We start from the raw sequence: 17,047 nt of genomic DNA, 5'->3' as shown, positions 1-17,047 counted from the left end.
TAGGTATTAAGTAAAGGATAACAACACAGCCTCTCCGTCAACATTTGTGGCGGAGAGGCTTTCTTAACCGTATGTTTCAATCAAGTATTTCACAAACTGCGGGTCACCGAAATTTCTAGTGTCAGCGTCGTGCCGGTTCATCTAAGCTATCTGAGCCATATCATCGTCACTCAGCGAGAAGTCAAAGATGTCGATGTTCTGCGCCATGCGCTCCTTATGGCTCGACTTAGGAATAGCCACGATGCCACGCTGGGTGAGCCAACGGAGAGCGACCTGAGCGGCAGTCTTGTTGTACTTGGCACCGATAGAAGCCAGCAGTTCGTTCTTCACAATGCCGTCTGTTCCTTGTCCACCGAGTGGATACCATGCCATCATCTTGGTGCCAAACTCGCCAAGAATCGGCTCAATTCCAGTCTGCTGAGAAAGCGTGTTGCACTCCAGCTGGTTCACCATAGGCTTCAGATCTACATAGTGGGCAAAGTCGAAGAAACGGCCTGCCTGGAAGTTGCTCACACCGATAGCGCGAACCTTGCCTGCACGATAGGCCTTCTCCATAGCCCGCCATGTGCCGAACACGTCGCCGTAGGCCTGATGGATGAGTAACAAGTCGATATACTCCGTCTGCAACTTGCGCAGGCTCTCATCAATGCTCTTGGCAGCCTTTTCCTCGCCATTGTTCGATATCCACACCTTCGTCACGAGGAACAAGTCCTCGCGCTTCAGTCCACTCTTGCGCCAGGCATTGCCAACGCCCTCCTCATTCTGGTAGGCCTGTGCCGTATCAATCAGACGATAGCCTACACTTAATGCATCACTCACGCAACGCTCACACTCTTCAGGGCTTACAAGAATAGCCCAATGTCGGCATCTGAACACCGTTTGAAAGTTTTATGTACTCCATCTATTATTGCTCTGAAGATGTATCATATCGAACAAAATCTTTACATATTCTCTAATGTCATCGGCCAAGTTCTATTTGAGAGGACTCCGCTGAATGAACTTTTTGACAAACCAATTATTAATCAAAATCCGGAAGATGACCGCCAACTTTCGCTTTGGTGAAATTTAACTGGACAGTAGTGTTATATAATAACAAATCTGAGTTTGATTTTAATTGTTTCAAACGCAAATATTAAATATTTATGCAATATGTTTTTCGAAAATCAAGACAAATAAAAATCGCAAACTAGAACGGCGAAGCCACTCAAAAACGACCTTTGGTGGGATAAAATTCCCTTTTTATTGCAAATCAATACATCTTATACCGAAACTAACTGGCAATTGTACTGAAACTGAACGGCAATTGTACTGAAACTGAACGGCAGTTGCAGTATAGTTTTTATTCAGTTGCAGTATAGCTATTATTCAGTTGTGGTATAATTACCGTTCAATTGCAGCCAAAATTAATGATTTTTCAGCGAGAAAGAGAGGGTTTGAGAATGCAAAAACCGCAAACGCCTGACGGTCAGAATGTTGTGAATTACTTGCAACACGCTCATAATTCGCACAGAGAAGTTCGAAGTAGGGGTTGGTGATTCTCATGCGATTCTCGCGTGTTTTAGTTTAATAAATATGCAATTCAAAAGTGTATATTTAAACATAATAAAAGATCCCTTCCTGACATCCAATCAGGGGTGAGGAAGGGATCTCGTATAGTTACAAAATGCTTTTGACAGCCTCCAGCATGCCGACAGCCTGAATCAGATCGAGATACTGTTTAAGCAATGTGCTTAATCCAGAAATTTTTCTGAGGTCTTCTTGCCAGATGAATTCAGCTCCCAATACACCATCCACAATCTTCTGTGTATCTTCAGTGGCCCATAGATTCTGGAGCAGTTCGATAATCTTCGGATCATCATTGGGAGTTATATCGGTACCATCGCTACGTTTACCTCCTTTGTAATAAGTGATGATAGCGGCAAGACCGAACACCAAACCCTTGGGGAGTTCACCTTTTCGCTCCAAGTAAGTCTTCACCCCAGGCAGGTCGCGAGCCTGGAACTTGGGGAATGAGTTCAGCATAATGCTTGTTACCTGATGGTCAACAAATGGGTTGTCGAAACGTTCCAACACGTCATTGGCAAATTTTTCAAGTTCATCCATTGGCAGATCGAGGGTCTGCATCAATTCATCGAACTGAACCTTGTGAATATACTTGCCAATCACCTCATGCTGACAGGCATCACGAACTATGTTTACACCACTCAAATAAGCGACAGGCGAGAGAACGGTATGAGGGCCGTTCAACAAAGTGACCTTACGCTTGTGATAGGGCTCTTCCGATGGAACAAACAATACGTGAAGTCCGGCTTTGTCAGCAGGGAATTCCTGAGCTACTTCTTTTGGCGCTTCTATCACCCAAAGGTGAAAATTTTCAGCCTGCACCACAAGATTGTCGCGATAGCTGATTTTTTCCTGAATCTGATCAATCTCCTTGCGAGGAAATCCTGGGACAATACGGTCAACCAGCGTGGCATACACACCACATGATTCCTCAAGCCAAATGCGGAAGCCTTCAGGCAATTTCCATAAATCGATATATTTGCGAATACAGTCTTTCAGAACGTGGCCATTCAGGAAAATAAGTTCACACGGGAAAATAATCAAGCCTTTAGTAGGGTCGCCATTGAAAGTCTGATATCTTCGATACAACAATTGAACAAGTTTGCCTGGATAACTGCTAGCAGGCTTATCCTCAAGCTTGCATTCAGGATCGAAAGCAATACCTGCCTCGGTGGTATTTGATATCACAAAACGAATTTCGGGCTGATCGGCCAGAGCCATATAGGCATCGTTTTGAGAGTACGGGTTCAGACAGCGACTGATTACATCGATGCGCTCAAGCGTGTTAACAGGTTTGCCGTTCTCACGTCCCTGCAAATTTACATGATAGAGACAATCCTGACCGTTCAACCAGTCAATCATACCGTTTGCCAAAGGCTGAACAACAACAACAGAGCCGTTGAAGTCAGTTTTCTGATCCATGTGCCAGATAATCCAGTCAACAAATGCACGAAGAAAATTTCCTTCACCAAACTGAATCACTTTCTCGGGCATCACACTTTTTGGTGCGAAATGTTTGTTTAATGGTTTCATGTTTTCTTTTTCAAGTTAATAATTATTGTTTTGATGTTATCTTGTTGTAGTTTAGATTTTTACAACTAAGGATCGATAGCTTTTCTTTAAGTTGTAGCTAATCAAGGGACTGTTTTAAAATTTTCCCTGATCCCCCAAGTATGAATCCTTGAAACCAAGGAAATATAGCACTCCATCCAATCCGATGGTATTGATACTCTGCTTAGCATTAGCCACCACACGTGGCTTAGCATGGAAAGCGATACCAAGTCCGGCCTCAGAAATCATTGGTAGGTCGTTAGCGCCATCACCCACGGCAATAGTCTGCGCTAGGTTCACTTTCTCTACTTGGGCTATCAGTTTCAGCAGTTCGGCCTTGCGCTGTCCGTCAACTATCTCGCCAACATAGTTTCCTGTAAGTTTGCCATTTTCGTCAACCTCCAGTTCGTTGGCATATACATAGTCGATACCATATTTGCGCTGTAGATATTCACCAAAATAGGTAAAACCACCCGAAAGAATAGCTATTTTATATCCACACCTCTTTAATATAGTCATCAGTCGGTCAACCCCTTCCGTGATGGGTAAATGTTCTGCAATATCCTGCATCACACTCACATCAAGTCCCTTTAGTAGTTTTACACGACGGGTAAAACTCTCTTTGAAGTCAATTTCTCCTCTCATGGCACTTTCTGTGATGGCTCTTACCTCAGCGCCCACACCTGCGCGTTCTGCCAGTTCGTCAATACATTCAGTTTGAATGAGCGTTGAGTCCATATCAAAGCAAATAAGACGACGCATGCGTCGGAACATATCATCACGCTGGAATGAAAAGTCAATCTCCATATCACCCGATAACTTAAGGAATTGACGCTGCATCTCCTGTCTGTTTTTTGGCTCGCCACGAAGTGAAAATTCTATACAGGCTCGCACATGCTTAGCAGGATTCTTAATACTCTTACGTCCGGTTAAACGAATAATACTGTCAATATTCAATCCTTGATCGGCTATGATTCGGGTGGCAGCCTCGATCTGGCGGGCTTCCAACTGGCGCCCCATCACCATAAGAATATAACGATTCTTACCCTGATGTCCCACCCAATCTTCATATTCTTCGTCAGAGATCGGCGAAAATCCTATGTTTACGGCCAATTCAGTAGCTTTAAACAAAAGCTCTTTCATCACTTGTCCGCTATGAACTTCGTCCATTCTGATTAGGATGCCTAATGATAGGGTAGAGTGAATGTCTGCCTGACCTATATCAAGTATCTGTGCATCATATTTAGCGAGGATTGCCATCACCGAAGCAGTCAGTCCTGGACGGTCTTGACCTGTGATGCGTACTAATATCTGTTCTTCTCGATGTTCCGTTTTAATAGAATCGGTGTTAGTTGGGTTCATAAAGTATTTGTAATTATTGTTTGCAAAGGTACATGAAAAAAATCGTTGAAAGACATAAAATGTACAATAAAATTATTTAGAAGACAGAAAAATAACAAGATTTAGCAAGTTTTTGTCAACTTGACTTTGCAATTTAAAGATTAATTTGTACTTTTGCAACTGTTTTTTATAGACGGACAGCAGAATGGAAGCTTTCTTTAGAACGCATCGTTACTTGGTTGAGCACGTGAACGCTCCGGTACGTCGCACCCTGATGGATGAGATAGACTGGGACGATCGCCTGATAGGTATTAAAGGCACACGAGGCATTGGTAAGACAACTTTCCTGCTTCAATATGCACGCGAACATTTTGATGTAAACGACAAGCAATGCCTTTACATCAACATGAACAATTTCTATTTTCAGGGTCATGGTATAGCCGATTTTGCTGGTGAGTTCTATCATCACGGAGGTAGGGTGTTGCTCATCGACCAGGTTTTCAAACAGCCTGATTGGAGCAACGAGCTACGCAGATGTTATGACCTCTACCCAGGCTTGAAAATCGTGTTCACTGGCTCAAGCGTTATGCGTCTCAAGGATGAGAACCCCGAACTTAACGGAATAGTGAAAAGCTATAATTTGCGTGGTTTCTCATTTCGAGAGTTCTTGAATCTTCTTACAGGTAATAATTTCCGGGCATATACTCTTGATGAAATATTGAGCGACCATGAACGCATCGTAAAGCAGATACTGCCCAAAGTGTCGCCGCGTCGCTATTTCCAGGACTATATCCATCATGGTTTCTACCCATTCTTCCAGGAAGACCGCAACTATAGTGAGAACCTGCTGAAGACGATGAATATGATGACCGAGGTAGATATTTTGCTCATCAAACAGATAGAGCTGAAATATCTAACCAAAATTAAGAAATTATTCTATCAGTTGGCCGAAGAGGGTCCAAAGGCTCCCAATGTTTCACAATTAGCCAATGATATTGAAACATCAAGAGCAACTGTCATGAACTATATCAAATATTTGGCTGATGCACGTCTGCTTAATATGATTTATCCTGTAGGCGAAGATTTTCCCAAAAAACCTTCAAAGGTAATGCTGCACAATTCAAACCTACTCTACGCAATCTATCCCATCCATGTTGAGAAGCAAAACGCTATGGAGACCTTTTTTGTAAACTCGATGTGGAAGGATCATACGGTAAACCAGTCGGGTAGGGACAATTTCTACCTTGTGGACGGGAAACTGAAGTTTCGCATCTGTGATGCTGACTCACATAATAAAGTAAGGTATGCACCTGATACCATCTATGCTCGATATAATACTGAGATAGGTAAAGACAATCAGATACCATTATGGTTATTAGGATTTCTTTATTAAAATTGGGACATAAAAGATACAATTGAGACATACTTGTCAAAAGATACAACGAAATATTGTAATTTATTTACTAAACAAATGGCTAAAGAAAAGAAATTTATCACTTGTGATGGTAACGAGGCTGCAGCTCACGTGAGCTATATGTTCTCGGAAGTAGCTGCTATCTACCCCATCACTCCGTCTTCGCCTATGGCGGAGCATGTTGACGAATGGGCTGCCCGTGGTCGTAAGAACCTCTGGGGCCAGAACGTCTCAGTTCAGGAAATGCAGTCAGAGGCTGGTGCTGCCGGTGCCGTTCACGGTTCGCTGCAGGCTGGTGCTCTCACCACTACATTTACCGCTTCTCAGGGTCTGCTCCTGATGATTCCTAACATGTATAAGATTGCTGGTGAGTTGATTCCATGTGTATTCGACGTTTCTGCCCGTACACTTGCTTCTCACTCTCTGTGTATCTTTGGTGACCACCAGGACGTAATGGCTTGCCGTCAGACCGGTTTCGCTATGTTCTGCTCTGGTTCTGTACAGGAGGTGATGGACCTCACAGCCGTTCCTCACCTGGCAACTCTCGAGACCTGCGTACCTTTCGTTAACTTCTTCGATGGTTTCCGCACCTCTCACGAGTACCACAAGATTGAGCTGATGGATCAGGAGGATATCCGTCCTTTGGTTAAGGAGGAGTTCGTTAAGCGTTTCCGCGATCGTGCTATGAGCCCTGAGCGTCCTATCACTCGTGGTACTGCTGAGAATCCTGAGACATTCTTCACCCACCGTGAGGCCAGCAACCAGTACTACGATGCAGTACCTGAGGTTGTAGAGAAGTATCTCGGTGAGATCTCTAAGATCACAGGTCGCGAGTATCACCTGTTCTCATACTACGGAGCTGAGGATGCTGACCGCATGATTATCCTTATGGGTTCTGCTACCGATGCAGCTCGCGAGGCTATCGACTACCTGAACGCTAACGGTCAGAAGGTTGGTATGATTTCTGTTCACCTGTATCGCCCATTCTCTGTGAAGCACCTGCTCGCTTCTGTTCCTAAGACTGTTAAGCGCATCGCTGTGCTTGACCGTACAAAGGAGCCAGGAGCAAATGGAGAGCCTCTGTACCTCGACGTTAAGGATGCTTTCTACGACGTAGAGAACAAGCCTCTCATCGTTGGTGGCCGCTACGGTCTTGGTAGCCGCGACACCACCCCTGCTCAGATCATTAGCGTGTTCAACAACCTCGCTATGCCCGAGCCAAAGAATCACTTCACAGTTGGTATCGTGGACGATGTCACCTTCACCTCTCTGCCTGAGGTTGAGGAGATTGCCCTCGGCGGCGCTGGCATGTTCCAGGCCAAGTTCTACGGTCTGGGTGCCGATGGTACCGTAGGTGCTAACAAGAACTCAGTTAAGATTATTGGTGACAACACCAACAAGTACTGCCAGGCTTACTTCTCTTACGACTCTAAGAAGTCAGGAGGTTTCACCTGCTCTCACCTGCGTTTCGGTGATACACCTATCCGCTCTACCTATTTGGTAACCACACCTAACTTCGTGGCTTGCCACGTACAGGCTTACCTGCACATGTACGACGTGACCCGCGGTCTGCAGAAGAACGGTCAGTTCCTGCTGAACACTATCTTCAACGCCGACGAGCTCGAGAAGTTCATGCCTAACAAGGTAAAGCGCTACTTCGCACAGAACAACATTACTGTATATACCATCAACGCTACAAAGATTGCACAGGAGATTGGTCTGGGTAACCGTACCAACACAATCCTGCAGAGTGCATTCTTCCGTATCACTGGCGTAATCCCCGTAGAGCTCGCTGTTGAGAAGATGAAGGCTGCCGCCCTGAAGTCTTACGGCGCTAAGGGTCAGGACGTTGTTGATAAGAACTATGCTGCTATCGATCGTGGTGGCGAGTATGTTCAGCTCACCGTTAAGCCTGAGTGGGCTAACCTGCCTGATGATGAGGCTAAGGCCGACGATGCTCCAGCATTCGTTAAGGAGCTGGTTCGTCCTATCAACGCTCAGGCCGGCGACCTGCTGAAGGTTTCTGACTTCGTTAAGCACAATACCGTTGACGGTTCTTGGGAGGTTGGTACAGCCGCTTACGAGAAGCGTGGTGTTGAGGCCTTCGTTCCTGTTTGGAACAAGGACAACTGTATCCAGTGTAACCAGTGTGCTTACATCTGTCCTCACGCTGCTATCCGTCCATTCGTTCTCGACGACGAGGAGCTGAAGGGCTTCGCCGCAGCTGCCGACACTCTCGAGATGAAGGCTCCAGCCGCTATGAAGGGCATGCACTTCCGCATCGAGACTTCAGTACTCGACTGTCTGGGTTGCGGCAACTGTGCAGACATCTGCCCAGGCAATCCTAAGACTGGTAAGGCTCTCACCATGGCTCCATTCAATCCTGATGCAGCCGATATGGTTCAGGAGGCTAAGAACTGGGAGTACCTGGTTAAGAACGTTAAGAGTAAGCAGGATCTCGTTGATATCAAGAGCAATGTTAAGAACTCTCAGTTCGCTCAGCCTCTGTTCGAGTTCTCTGGTGCATGCTCTGGTTGCGGTGAGACTCCATACGTTAAGCTGATTTCTCAGCTGTTCGGTGACCGTCAGATGATTGCCAACGCTACTGGATGTTCTTCAATCTACTCAGCTTCTATTCCTTCTACACCTTACACTAAGAACGAGAAGGGTCAGGGTCCTGTATTCAACAACTCTCTGTTCGAGGACTTCTGCGAGTTCGGTCTGGGTATGGCTCTTGGTAACAAGAAGATGAAGGAGCGCGTAGCTAAGCTGCTGCAGGAGATGATTGATAGCGATAAGACCAGCGCTGAGTATAAGGCTCTGGCTCAGGAGTGGATCGACAATAAGGACGATGCTGACAAGACCAAGGAGATTGCTCCAAAGCTTCGCGAGCAGATTGCAGCTGGTGCTGCCGCTGGTTGCCCAGTTTGCACCGAGCTGAAGACTCTCGACCACTACCTGGTTAAGCGCAGCCAGTGGATCATCGGTGGTGACGGTGCTTCTTACGATATCGGTTACGGCGGTCTCGACCACGTGATTGCTTCTGGTGAGGACGTCAACATCCTCGTGCTCGATACTGAGGTTTACTCTAACACTGGTGGTCAGGCTTCTAAGGCTACTCCTCTTGGTGCTATTGCTCAGTTCGCTGCTCAGGGTAAGCGCATCCGCAAGAAGGATCTGGGTATGATTGCTACCACATATGGTTATGTATATGTAGCTCAGATTGCTATGGGCGCTGACCACGCTCAGACCCTCAAGGCTATCCGCGAGGCTGAGGCATGGCACGGACCTTCAATCATCATCGCTTACGCTCCATGTATCAACCACGGTCTGAAGGCCAAGGGCGGTATGGGTAAGAGCCAGGCTGAGGAGAAGAAGGCTGTTGAGTGCGGTTACTGGCACCTGTGGCGCTACAATCCCGCTCTGGCTGAGGAAGGCAAGAACCCATTCTCACTCGACTCTAAGGAGCCTAACTGGGAGAACTTCCACGACTTCCTGCTTGGCGAGGTTCGTTACCTCTCTGTTAAGAAGGCTTATCCTAACGAGGCCGAGGAACTCTTCGCTGAAGCCCAGAAGATGGCTCAGCTCCGCTACAAGACTTACATCCGCAAGACGCAAGAGAACTGGGAGGATTAATTCCGAAAAAATGTGGTTGGCGGTTCCGCCACCAACCACTTAAATACTTCAAAGGAGCATCCAAACGGATGCTCCTTTTTCATTACCTAGAAGAGGTCTACAGACCGACGTCTGCCTGTATTCATATTAGGTATTAGGGCTTGTCTTAAACATCATTATTGTGTTTTTGAAACGAACTGACTTGCAATATGAGTCAACGGCGTAGTGCCATCGGTTACACGCTCCAGAATCATCCAGTCGGTACGATAGTCGATGTGCTCTTCCACTGCGATACGATTTTTTGAAAGCCACTTCACTTGACTGGTCTTGTTACCGCTCTTATAAGACTTCTTTCCGCTGTATTCGATTTTGTTAACTGCTCCTCCACTTTTGGCTATCAACGTCCAGTTCTTGGGTGCGAAGACGATAAAGCTATTGAAATATTTACTTTTCTGATATTGCTCGTGCAACTTAGGCAGTTCTCTCTTCACATCACGCAGCTCGTCCACATAGCCAATGAAGCGCCATGTTCCTATCAGGGGATTGTTCGCGTCCACATCTGACGTTCCGTTAAGTGCGTCGAAAAATACCTTGCTTGTTTCTGTGTACTTCCCAGATTCGTACTTCTCTATGCACCAGTCGTTATTTGGAAAATGGATGTGGTAGGGATAGGTACTCCACCATTTCAGTTTGAACTGCTTGTCGTTGCTATCGTAAATAAGCGGACTCTTATCACCCTCAGACTTAGGCTGCTCTCCTGTATAGTTGAACACCCGGTGGTCGTTGTCAGAGATGCTGAAATAATTAGCTTGCTCCGATACCATGAGCGTCATACTGTCAGTACAGATTTTATACTGTTCAAACGGAGCTTTCACCTCGCCCAGTTTACCAGTGAGGGTTGTCATCTTGTAGATGCCACGAGGATTATTTGTCTGTGCATTTGCTACTATTGGCAGAGAAATGATTGCTGCTGCCGTCAGCATTTTTAATGATCTGTTCATTACTTTTGTATTATATGGTTAATATAAATTTCATGGTTCTGTTCTAGGTCCTTGAATAAGCGTATGGTTTACTTATTTTGGTGCAAATATACGAAAGTTTTTATTATCTCATAGCATTATATACTTAAAAGTTAATAATCGTCCTTTATTTCTCTACATGATGATTAGGGAACATTATTTCTGGAAGCAACTACGTTTGGTCTTTAGTGTTTCTTTTTCTCGGTTTGAGGAAAAACAATCTTTATCAAAAATCATCACAAATAGGGATTGTTGGATGTTAAATAATTTTGTACTTTTGCAACTTCAAAACATTATAGAACATTTTTAGGATTATAACGTATGAAAGTGAATAACACATTGTTATGCCTCATGTTATCAGCATCAAGTATAATGAATGCCGAAACTGTTGGTGTATTAGGAAATGATTCTTCGAAAGTAATTGATTTGGATGAAGTGACAATTGTCGCAGTTCCTAAGGAGCCGGTGCGTTTGAGGCAACAACCGCTAAGCAGTAATGTATTTGGCGAGAGTCAAATTGAAAGGTTGCATGTCTCAGATCTAAGAGAGTTGTCAGCCTATGTTCCTTCTATGGCTATGCCCCAATATGGGTCACGTCTTACCTCATCAATTTATTTAAGAGGAACAGGCTCGCGTATTAACGCTTCAGCTCCTTCAGTACCAGTTTATTACGACAATATTCCTCTGTTGTCAAAATCTGCCTTTAATAGTCATTTTTCCCAGATAGAACGAGTTGACATACTTCGTGGCCCACAAGCGACGTTATATGGAATGAATTCAGAAGGGGGATTGGTACGTATTTTCTCAAAAGATCCTATGCGGAAACAAGGCACAGAGGTAAATCTATCGTTGGGCAGTTATTTTCAACGTAGCGCTGAAGTTGCTCATAGGTGTAAACTAAACGATAAATTGGCTATCGGATTGTCTGCCTTCTATTCAGGTACTGACGGCTATATAGATAATACGAATCTTGGAGACAAGAACGACAAGAGTAATGAAGCTGGTGGAAAAATGAGATTGGTATGGAATATTACCACGAAGTTCAAAGCTGATTTTACAGCCGACTATCAGTTTACGAATCAGAATGCTTTTCCTTATGGACATTATAATGTGAACGAGGGTAGGGTGGAAGATCCTTCAACATCGATGATGAACAAATATCGTCGTAACATGCTTAATTCAGGAATACATTTATTCTACGATTTTGGTCTATGGACTTTGCAGTCAACTACAAGTTTTCAGCATCTGTATGATAATATGACGATGGACCAAGATTACACTCCTGTCAACACTCTTATGCTTGAGCAGCATCAGAAAGAAAACGCATGGAGCGAAGAGATTACAATGAGCAGTAAAAACAAAAGTAGTTGGCAATGGGCAACAGGCTTTTTGGTCAGTCACCAGTACATGAAGACTGATGCACCAGTTTATTTCCTCAGCGACTTTAACAATCAGATGCAAAAGCAGTTGAACATGTCAATCCCAGCAATGATGCAACAAGCAATGGTTGACGGCATGGTGGCAAATGGAATGCCTGAAGCCGCTGCGCAGGCTACCGCCCAAAAGACGATTGATGCAATGAAGTTCAATATGCACGATTTCCAGATGTCGGATGTTCCAGGTAGTTTCAGAACACCTTCACTTAATCTGGCAGTTTTTCATGAGTCAAACATTGCTTTAAATAATCGTCTGACGGCTACTATCGGATTACGTTATGATTACCTTCGTCAGCAATTGGATTATGAAACTCAGGCATCCATGAAAGCTCAAGTGTCTATGATGGCAAAAGGACAGCCTACAACAATCCCTTACATCATATCATCTGTTATGAGTGATAGCCGCTCAACTAACGAAGGACACCTACTGCCTAAAGTTGGACTTACTTGGCGTTTCAATAACGACGGATCTAATCTGTATGCAGTTGTTTCAAAAGGCTATCGCGCCGGTGGTTATAATATTCAAATGTTCTCTGACATTCTGCAGAGCCAGTTGAGAATGGCCGCTCGTGACTGTGACTATCGTGGAGGAAAAGAACTCCAGATTAAGAACAATGAAGCTGTTAAAGCCAATATCGAAAAAACAATTTCTTATAAAGCTGAGAAATCATGGAACTATGAAGTTGGTACGCATTTGAATCTCTTTGGCGGTCTGATGCATGCTGATTTATCGGCCTACCTTATGCGTGTGAACGATTTGCAATTGAGTAAGATGGCCAGCCAGTATAGTTTTGGCCGCATGATGATGAATGCAGGTAAGAGTGAAAATATGGGTATAGAAGTCTCTTTGCGTGGTCATCTGATTGACAATCAGTTAAATTGGGCTGCCACTTATAGCTTCACCAAAGCCACTTTCCGCGAATATACTGACTCTGTGAAAGGACAGCAAGTGGATTACAGTGGAAACTACGTACCTTTCGTACCTAAACATATGTTCAGTGTAATGGGAGATTATTGTTGGCCAATGAACCATAATAACATGCTACGCTCAGTGACTGTTGGCGTGAATGTTGCTGGTGAGGGCCAAACCTATTGGGACGAAGCCAATACTGCTAATCAGAAACTATATGCCACATTGGGTGCTCACATCGGTTTTGACCTCGGTACCTTCAATATTGACTTCTGGGGACGCAATCTCACTGATACCAATTATGTCGTATTTGGATTGCCATATTCAAACGGTTTTATCGGTCAACGAGGAATTCCCAGAATAGTAGGTGTTGATGTAAAAGTGAAAATGTAAATTCATACAGTTTATTTATAAACAAGTTTGATTAAGGGGGGAAATTTAGGTTTCCCTCCTTAATAATTTGTATTTGTTTTTTTTCGTTTCGTTTTTTATTCGTACCTTTGCGTAACTAAACGAAATATTGAAAAATGAGAAGAATATTCGTATATACGCTTTGGGGACTTTTGGCAATCATCGTATTGGTTGCAACGTTAAGTTTTTGGGGGATAGCAAGTGGAAAAATTGGATATATGCCCCCACTCGAAGACCTCCAAAATCCTATCAGCCGCTTTGCCACACAGATATATTCAAGCGATGGTAAATTAATTGGGACCTGGAGCATGAGTCGAGAGAATCGCGTGATGGTTGACTACTCAAAACTATCGCCAACGCTGGTACAAGCCTTAGTAGCCACCGAAGATGCCCGTTTCTATGAACATTCTGGTGTAGATTTCTATGCATTGATGCGTGCTATAGTGAAGCGCGGATTATTAGGGAAAAAATCGGCTGGCGGCGGTTCAACAATTACCCAACAGTTGGCCAAGCAACTATATAGCGATGTCGCTCATTCAACAGGTGAGCGTCTTCTTCAGAAGCCTATTGAATGGGTGATTGCTGTGGAATTGGAACGAACCTATACAAAAGATGAGATAATTACGCTCTATTTGAATTATTTCGATTTTCTGCATAATGCAGTAGGTATAAAAACCGCTGCGAATACCTATTTCTCGAAAGAGCCTTCAGAACTTACGCTAACAGAAAGCGCTACATTGGTCGGATTGTGCAAAAATCCAAGCTATTTCAATCCAGTACGCTTCCCTGAACGCTCACGAGATCGTCGAAATGTTGTTCTTGGACAAATGCTGAAAGAAGGATATATCACCCAGGAAGTGTTTGATAGTTGTAAGGCTCTACCATTGGAGCTTCATTTTCATGCAAATGATCACAAGGATGGTATAGCCACTTATTTCCGTGATTTCTTGCGTCGTTATATGACAGCGAAGAAGCCTGTAAGAAAAGATTATCCATCATGGAGCTATGTAATATTCTATATTGATTCTCTTACGTGGGAACAGGACCCTCTCTACGGGTGGTGTCACAAAAACAGAAAACGCGACGGTGGAGAATACAATATCTATACGGATGGTCTGAAGGTGTATACAACTTTGGACTCACGCATGCAACGCTATGCTGAGCAAGCCTGTTACGACCATGTCGTAAAATTCTTGCAACCTGAGTTCGACAAAGGTCGTGCTGTGAAGTCAAACTATCCTTATAGTAATCTTCTATCTCAAGATCAAGTACAACAAATACTGAATCGTTCCATAAGGCAAAGTGACCGTTACAGAGTGATGAAAGCTGCCGGATGCAGTGAAGATGAAATTCAAAGGGCATTCAATACGAAGACCGACATGCAGGTGTTTACTTACCACGGCGACGTGGACACTATCATGACACCTATTGATTCCATACGCTATATGAAGTCTTTCCTTAGAACAGGATTCTTTAGTATGTGCCCCCAAAATGGTGAAGTGAAAGCCTATGTAGGAGGTCTGGATTTTCAACATTTTGCTTACGATATGGCTACTGAAGGCCGCCGTCAAGTAGGTTCTACAATCAAACCATTCTTGTATTCACTAGCTATGGAGGATGGTATGACTCCTTGCGACGAAGCTCCAAATGTTCAGGAGACCTATATGGTAAATAACCAACCCTGGACACCACGTAATGGAAGTAAAGCACGCTATGGTGAAATGGTGACCCTTAAATGGGGACTTCAACAGTCTAATAACTGGATTTCTGCTTACTTGATGTCAAGATTAAATCCGCTTGCATTTGTAAAACTTCTGAACGAGTATGGCATCCGCAATCCTGAAATAGTTCCATCAATGGCTCTTTGTCTTGGACCTTGTGATATCACTGTGGCCGAGATGGTGAGTGCCTACACCGCTTTCGCCAATCACGGTATACGTGTGGCTCCGCTTTATGTTACACGAATTGTTGACAGTGAAGGCAATGAGGTCGCAAAGTTTGAACCGAGAATGAATGAGGTGATTAGCGAATCAAGTGCACACAAAATGATTTATATGCTGAAAGCTGTTGTTGATGGAGGTACAGGAGGACGTATCCGCTTCCGCTATAATATCAAAGCTGATATGGGTGGAAAAACAGGTACTACAAACAATAACTCTGATGCATGGTTCATGGGGGTTACACCTCGACTGGTGAGTGGATGTTGGGTTGGTGGAGATGACCGTGATATTCACTTTAACAATATGGCAATGGGACAGGGAGCTACTATGGCACTCCCCATCTTTGCCTACTATATGCAAAAGGTATATGCAAATCAGAGTTTAGGATATTCGGAAGATGAACATTTCGATATTCCTGCGAATTTCGATCCTTGTTCGGTAGTCGATGATATGGAGCCTGTAGGTGAGGGCGATGAACCATTTGACGAAAATATAACGAATAATGACGAATTCGAATAAAAAATCATTAATTAATTTCAGCGACCGTTTTCATGTTCATTTTTTATATCATAATCGGTACTTTACTTGGAGTTGTGGTTACCTTTATTGTTATGAACCGTCAACTCACTCAATTACGTGTAGAAAATGAAGTGAAACAACGTGAATTGGACTTACAACAAGAGAAACATGAAGCAGACCTTCAACAGCAACGACAACAAAACGAAAAAGAAGCGTCGTTGAGGGCTGAGCAGTTTCAGCAGCAATTGAATGTAGTTAGGGAGCAGTTTCAGAATTTAGCTTCACGCATTTTAAATGAGACAAGTTCTCAGTTACAAAGCAAAAATCGTGAGAGTTTGGAGGCTATAACTAAACCTATTAACGATAATTTTGAGCAACTGCAAATAGCTATTCGTGAAAGTGACAAAGAACAGGCTCGCACAGCAGCATCTTTAACTGAACGCTTACGACAGGTTGGAGAACAGGCGGAAAAGATGGATCGAACAGCTACAAAATTAACCAATGCTCTTCGTGGAAGTTCAAAACAGGCAGGCGACTGGGGAGAGCTCGTTCTACAAGAGTTACTTGACTCGCAAGGCTTTCGTCGTGGTATCGATTATGACGTTCAGGGTACCATCGTAGATAATGATGGAAATATGATTCTGAATGAAGACTCGGGACATAAGATGCGTCCAGACGTGGTGCTTCACTATCCTGATCAGCAAGATGTTGTGATTGATGCTAAAGTTAGCATTAAGGCTTATTATGATTACGTTAATGAAAGTAATGATCAGCTGAAAAGTCAATTTTTAGACAGACACATACAGAGTCTGAAACAACACGTAAAAGAACTTGTTGTCAAAGACTACAGCCGATACATACAACCACCACATACTGCGATTGATTTTGTCATTATGTATGTACCAAACGAAGCAGCACTTCAAGTTGCTTTAGCAAGAGAGCCCCGTATGTGGCAGGAAGCGTTCGACCAAAAAGTATTTATTTCAAGCACGCAGAATCTGTTTGCCATCTTACGAATGATTCAAATAGCTTGGCGACAACATAGGCAAACTGAAAATCAGCAACGTATCGTAACGTTGGCAGAGCAACTGCTTTCGCGTGTAGGTCTTTTAGCTGAGAGAATCAGTAAGATAGGAAAGGATGTTCAGCTACTTCAAACTGACTATGATGAAGTTCAGAAAAGTTTGACAGGACGATTAAGTATTGTTCAAAAAGCTACTGAAATGCAGAAACTTGGTGTTAAGGAGGATTCCAAACATCCACTCCCGGCAATAGATGATAATCTCCTCATTGAAGATTAATATGACAATGAATAACTGAACAAATAA

Annotated in this window: 8 protein-coding genes and 1 pseudogene; 5 read left to right on the top strand and 4 right to left on the bottom strand. The window is 43.8% G+C overall.

What is annotated here, in order from left to right:
• Window positions 1–63: 63 nt before the first annotated feature.
• The 3 genes and pseudogenes from L6475_RS06770 to serB form a co-directional block, all read right to left on the bottom strand.
• Window positions 64–901, bottom strand: a pseudogene (locus L6475_RS06770) (aldo/keto reductase).
• A 755-nt stretch (window positions 902–1,656) separates the two neighbouring features.
• Window positions 1,657–3,096, bottom strand: coding sequence for a tagaturonate reductase (locus tag L6475_RS06765; protein ID WP_237823915.1), 1,440 nt, complete (start codon window positions 3,094–3,096; stop codon window positions 1,657–1,659).
• A 114-nt stretch (window positions 3,097–3,210) separates the two neighbouring features.
• Window positions 3,211–4,476: a phosphoserine phosphatase SerB gene (serB, locus tag L6475_RS06760; protein ID WP_237823913.1), complete on the bottom strand. Its 1,266-nt coding sequence runs from the start codon at window positions 4,474–4,476 to the stop codon at window positions 3,211–3,213.
• 184 nt (window positions 4,477–4,660) lie between these two features.
• On the opposite strand from serB, the gene L6475_RS06755 reads away from it, so the two are divergent.
• The gene (locus L6475_RS06755) at window positions 4,661–5,848 is read left to right on the top strand and encodes an ATP-binding protein (protein ID WP_237823911.1); all 1,188 of its coding nucleotides are present in this window, start codon (window positions 4,661–4,663) and stop codon (window positions 5,846–5,848) included.
• Between the two features lie 78 nt (window positions 5,849–5,926).
• A complete protein-coding gene (gene nifJ / locus L6475_RS06750) occupies window positions 5,927–9,505 on the top strand; it encodes a pyruvate:ferredoxin (flavodoxin) oxidoreductase (RefSeq protein ID WP_237823909.1) in 3,579 nt (1,192 codons plus the stop codon).
• Window positions 9,506–9,660: 155 nt separating this feature from the next.
• Here the strand turns inward: nifJ and L6475_RS06745 are convergent, their stop codons facing one another.
• Entirely contained in the window at window positions 9,661–10,485 is an 825-nt protein-coding gene (locus tag L6475_RS06745; RefSeq protein WP_237823907.1) for a hypothetical protein, read from the bottom strand.
• Between the two features lie 339 nt (window positions 10,486–10,824).
• Between L6475_RS06745 and L6475_RS06740 the strand changes: the two genes are divergently transcribed.
• The 3 genes from L6475_RS06740 (at window position 10,825) to L6475_RS06730 (ending at window position 17,020) form a co-directional block, all read left to right on the top strand.
• Window positions 10,825–13,242, top strand: a complete 2,418-nt coding sequence (locus L6475_RS06740; RefSeq protein WP_237823904.1) for a TonB-dependent receptor — start codon at window positions 10,825–10,827, stop codon at window positions 13,240–13,242.
• A gap of 134 nt (window positions 13,243–13,376) precedes the next feature.
• A complete protein-coding gene (locus L6475_RS06735; RefSeq protein ID WP_237823902.1) occupies window positions 13,377–15,719 on the top strand; it encodes a transglycosylase domain-containing protein in 2,343 nt (780 codons plus the stop codon).
• Window positions 15,720–15,751: 32 nt separating this feature from the next.
• The gene (locus L6475_RS06730) at window positions 15,752–17,020 is read left to right on the top strand and encodes a DNA recombination protein RmuC (protein ID WP_237823898.1); all 1,269 of its coding nucleotides are present in this window, start codon (window positions 15,752–15,754) and stop codon (window positions 17,018–17,020) included.
• Window positions 17,021–17,047: the final 27 nt, after the last annotated feature.

Origin of the sequence: Prevotella sp. E9-3 (assembly GCF_022024015.1) — a bacterium.
GTDB lineage: Bacteria > Bacteroidota > Bacteroidia > Bacteroidales > Bacteroidaceae > Prevotella.
The sequence above is the reverse complement of the archived record's forward strand: the minus strand, read 5'-3'. Positions and strand labels throughout refer to the sequence as shown.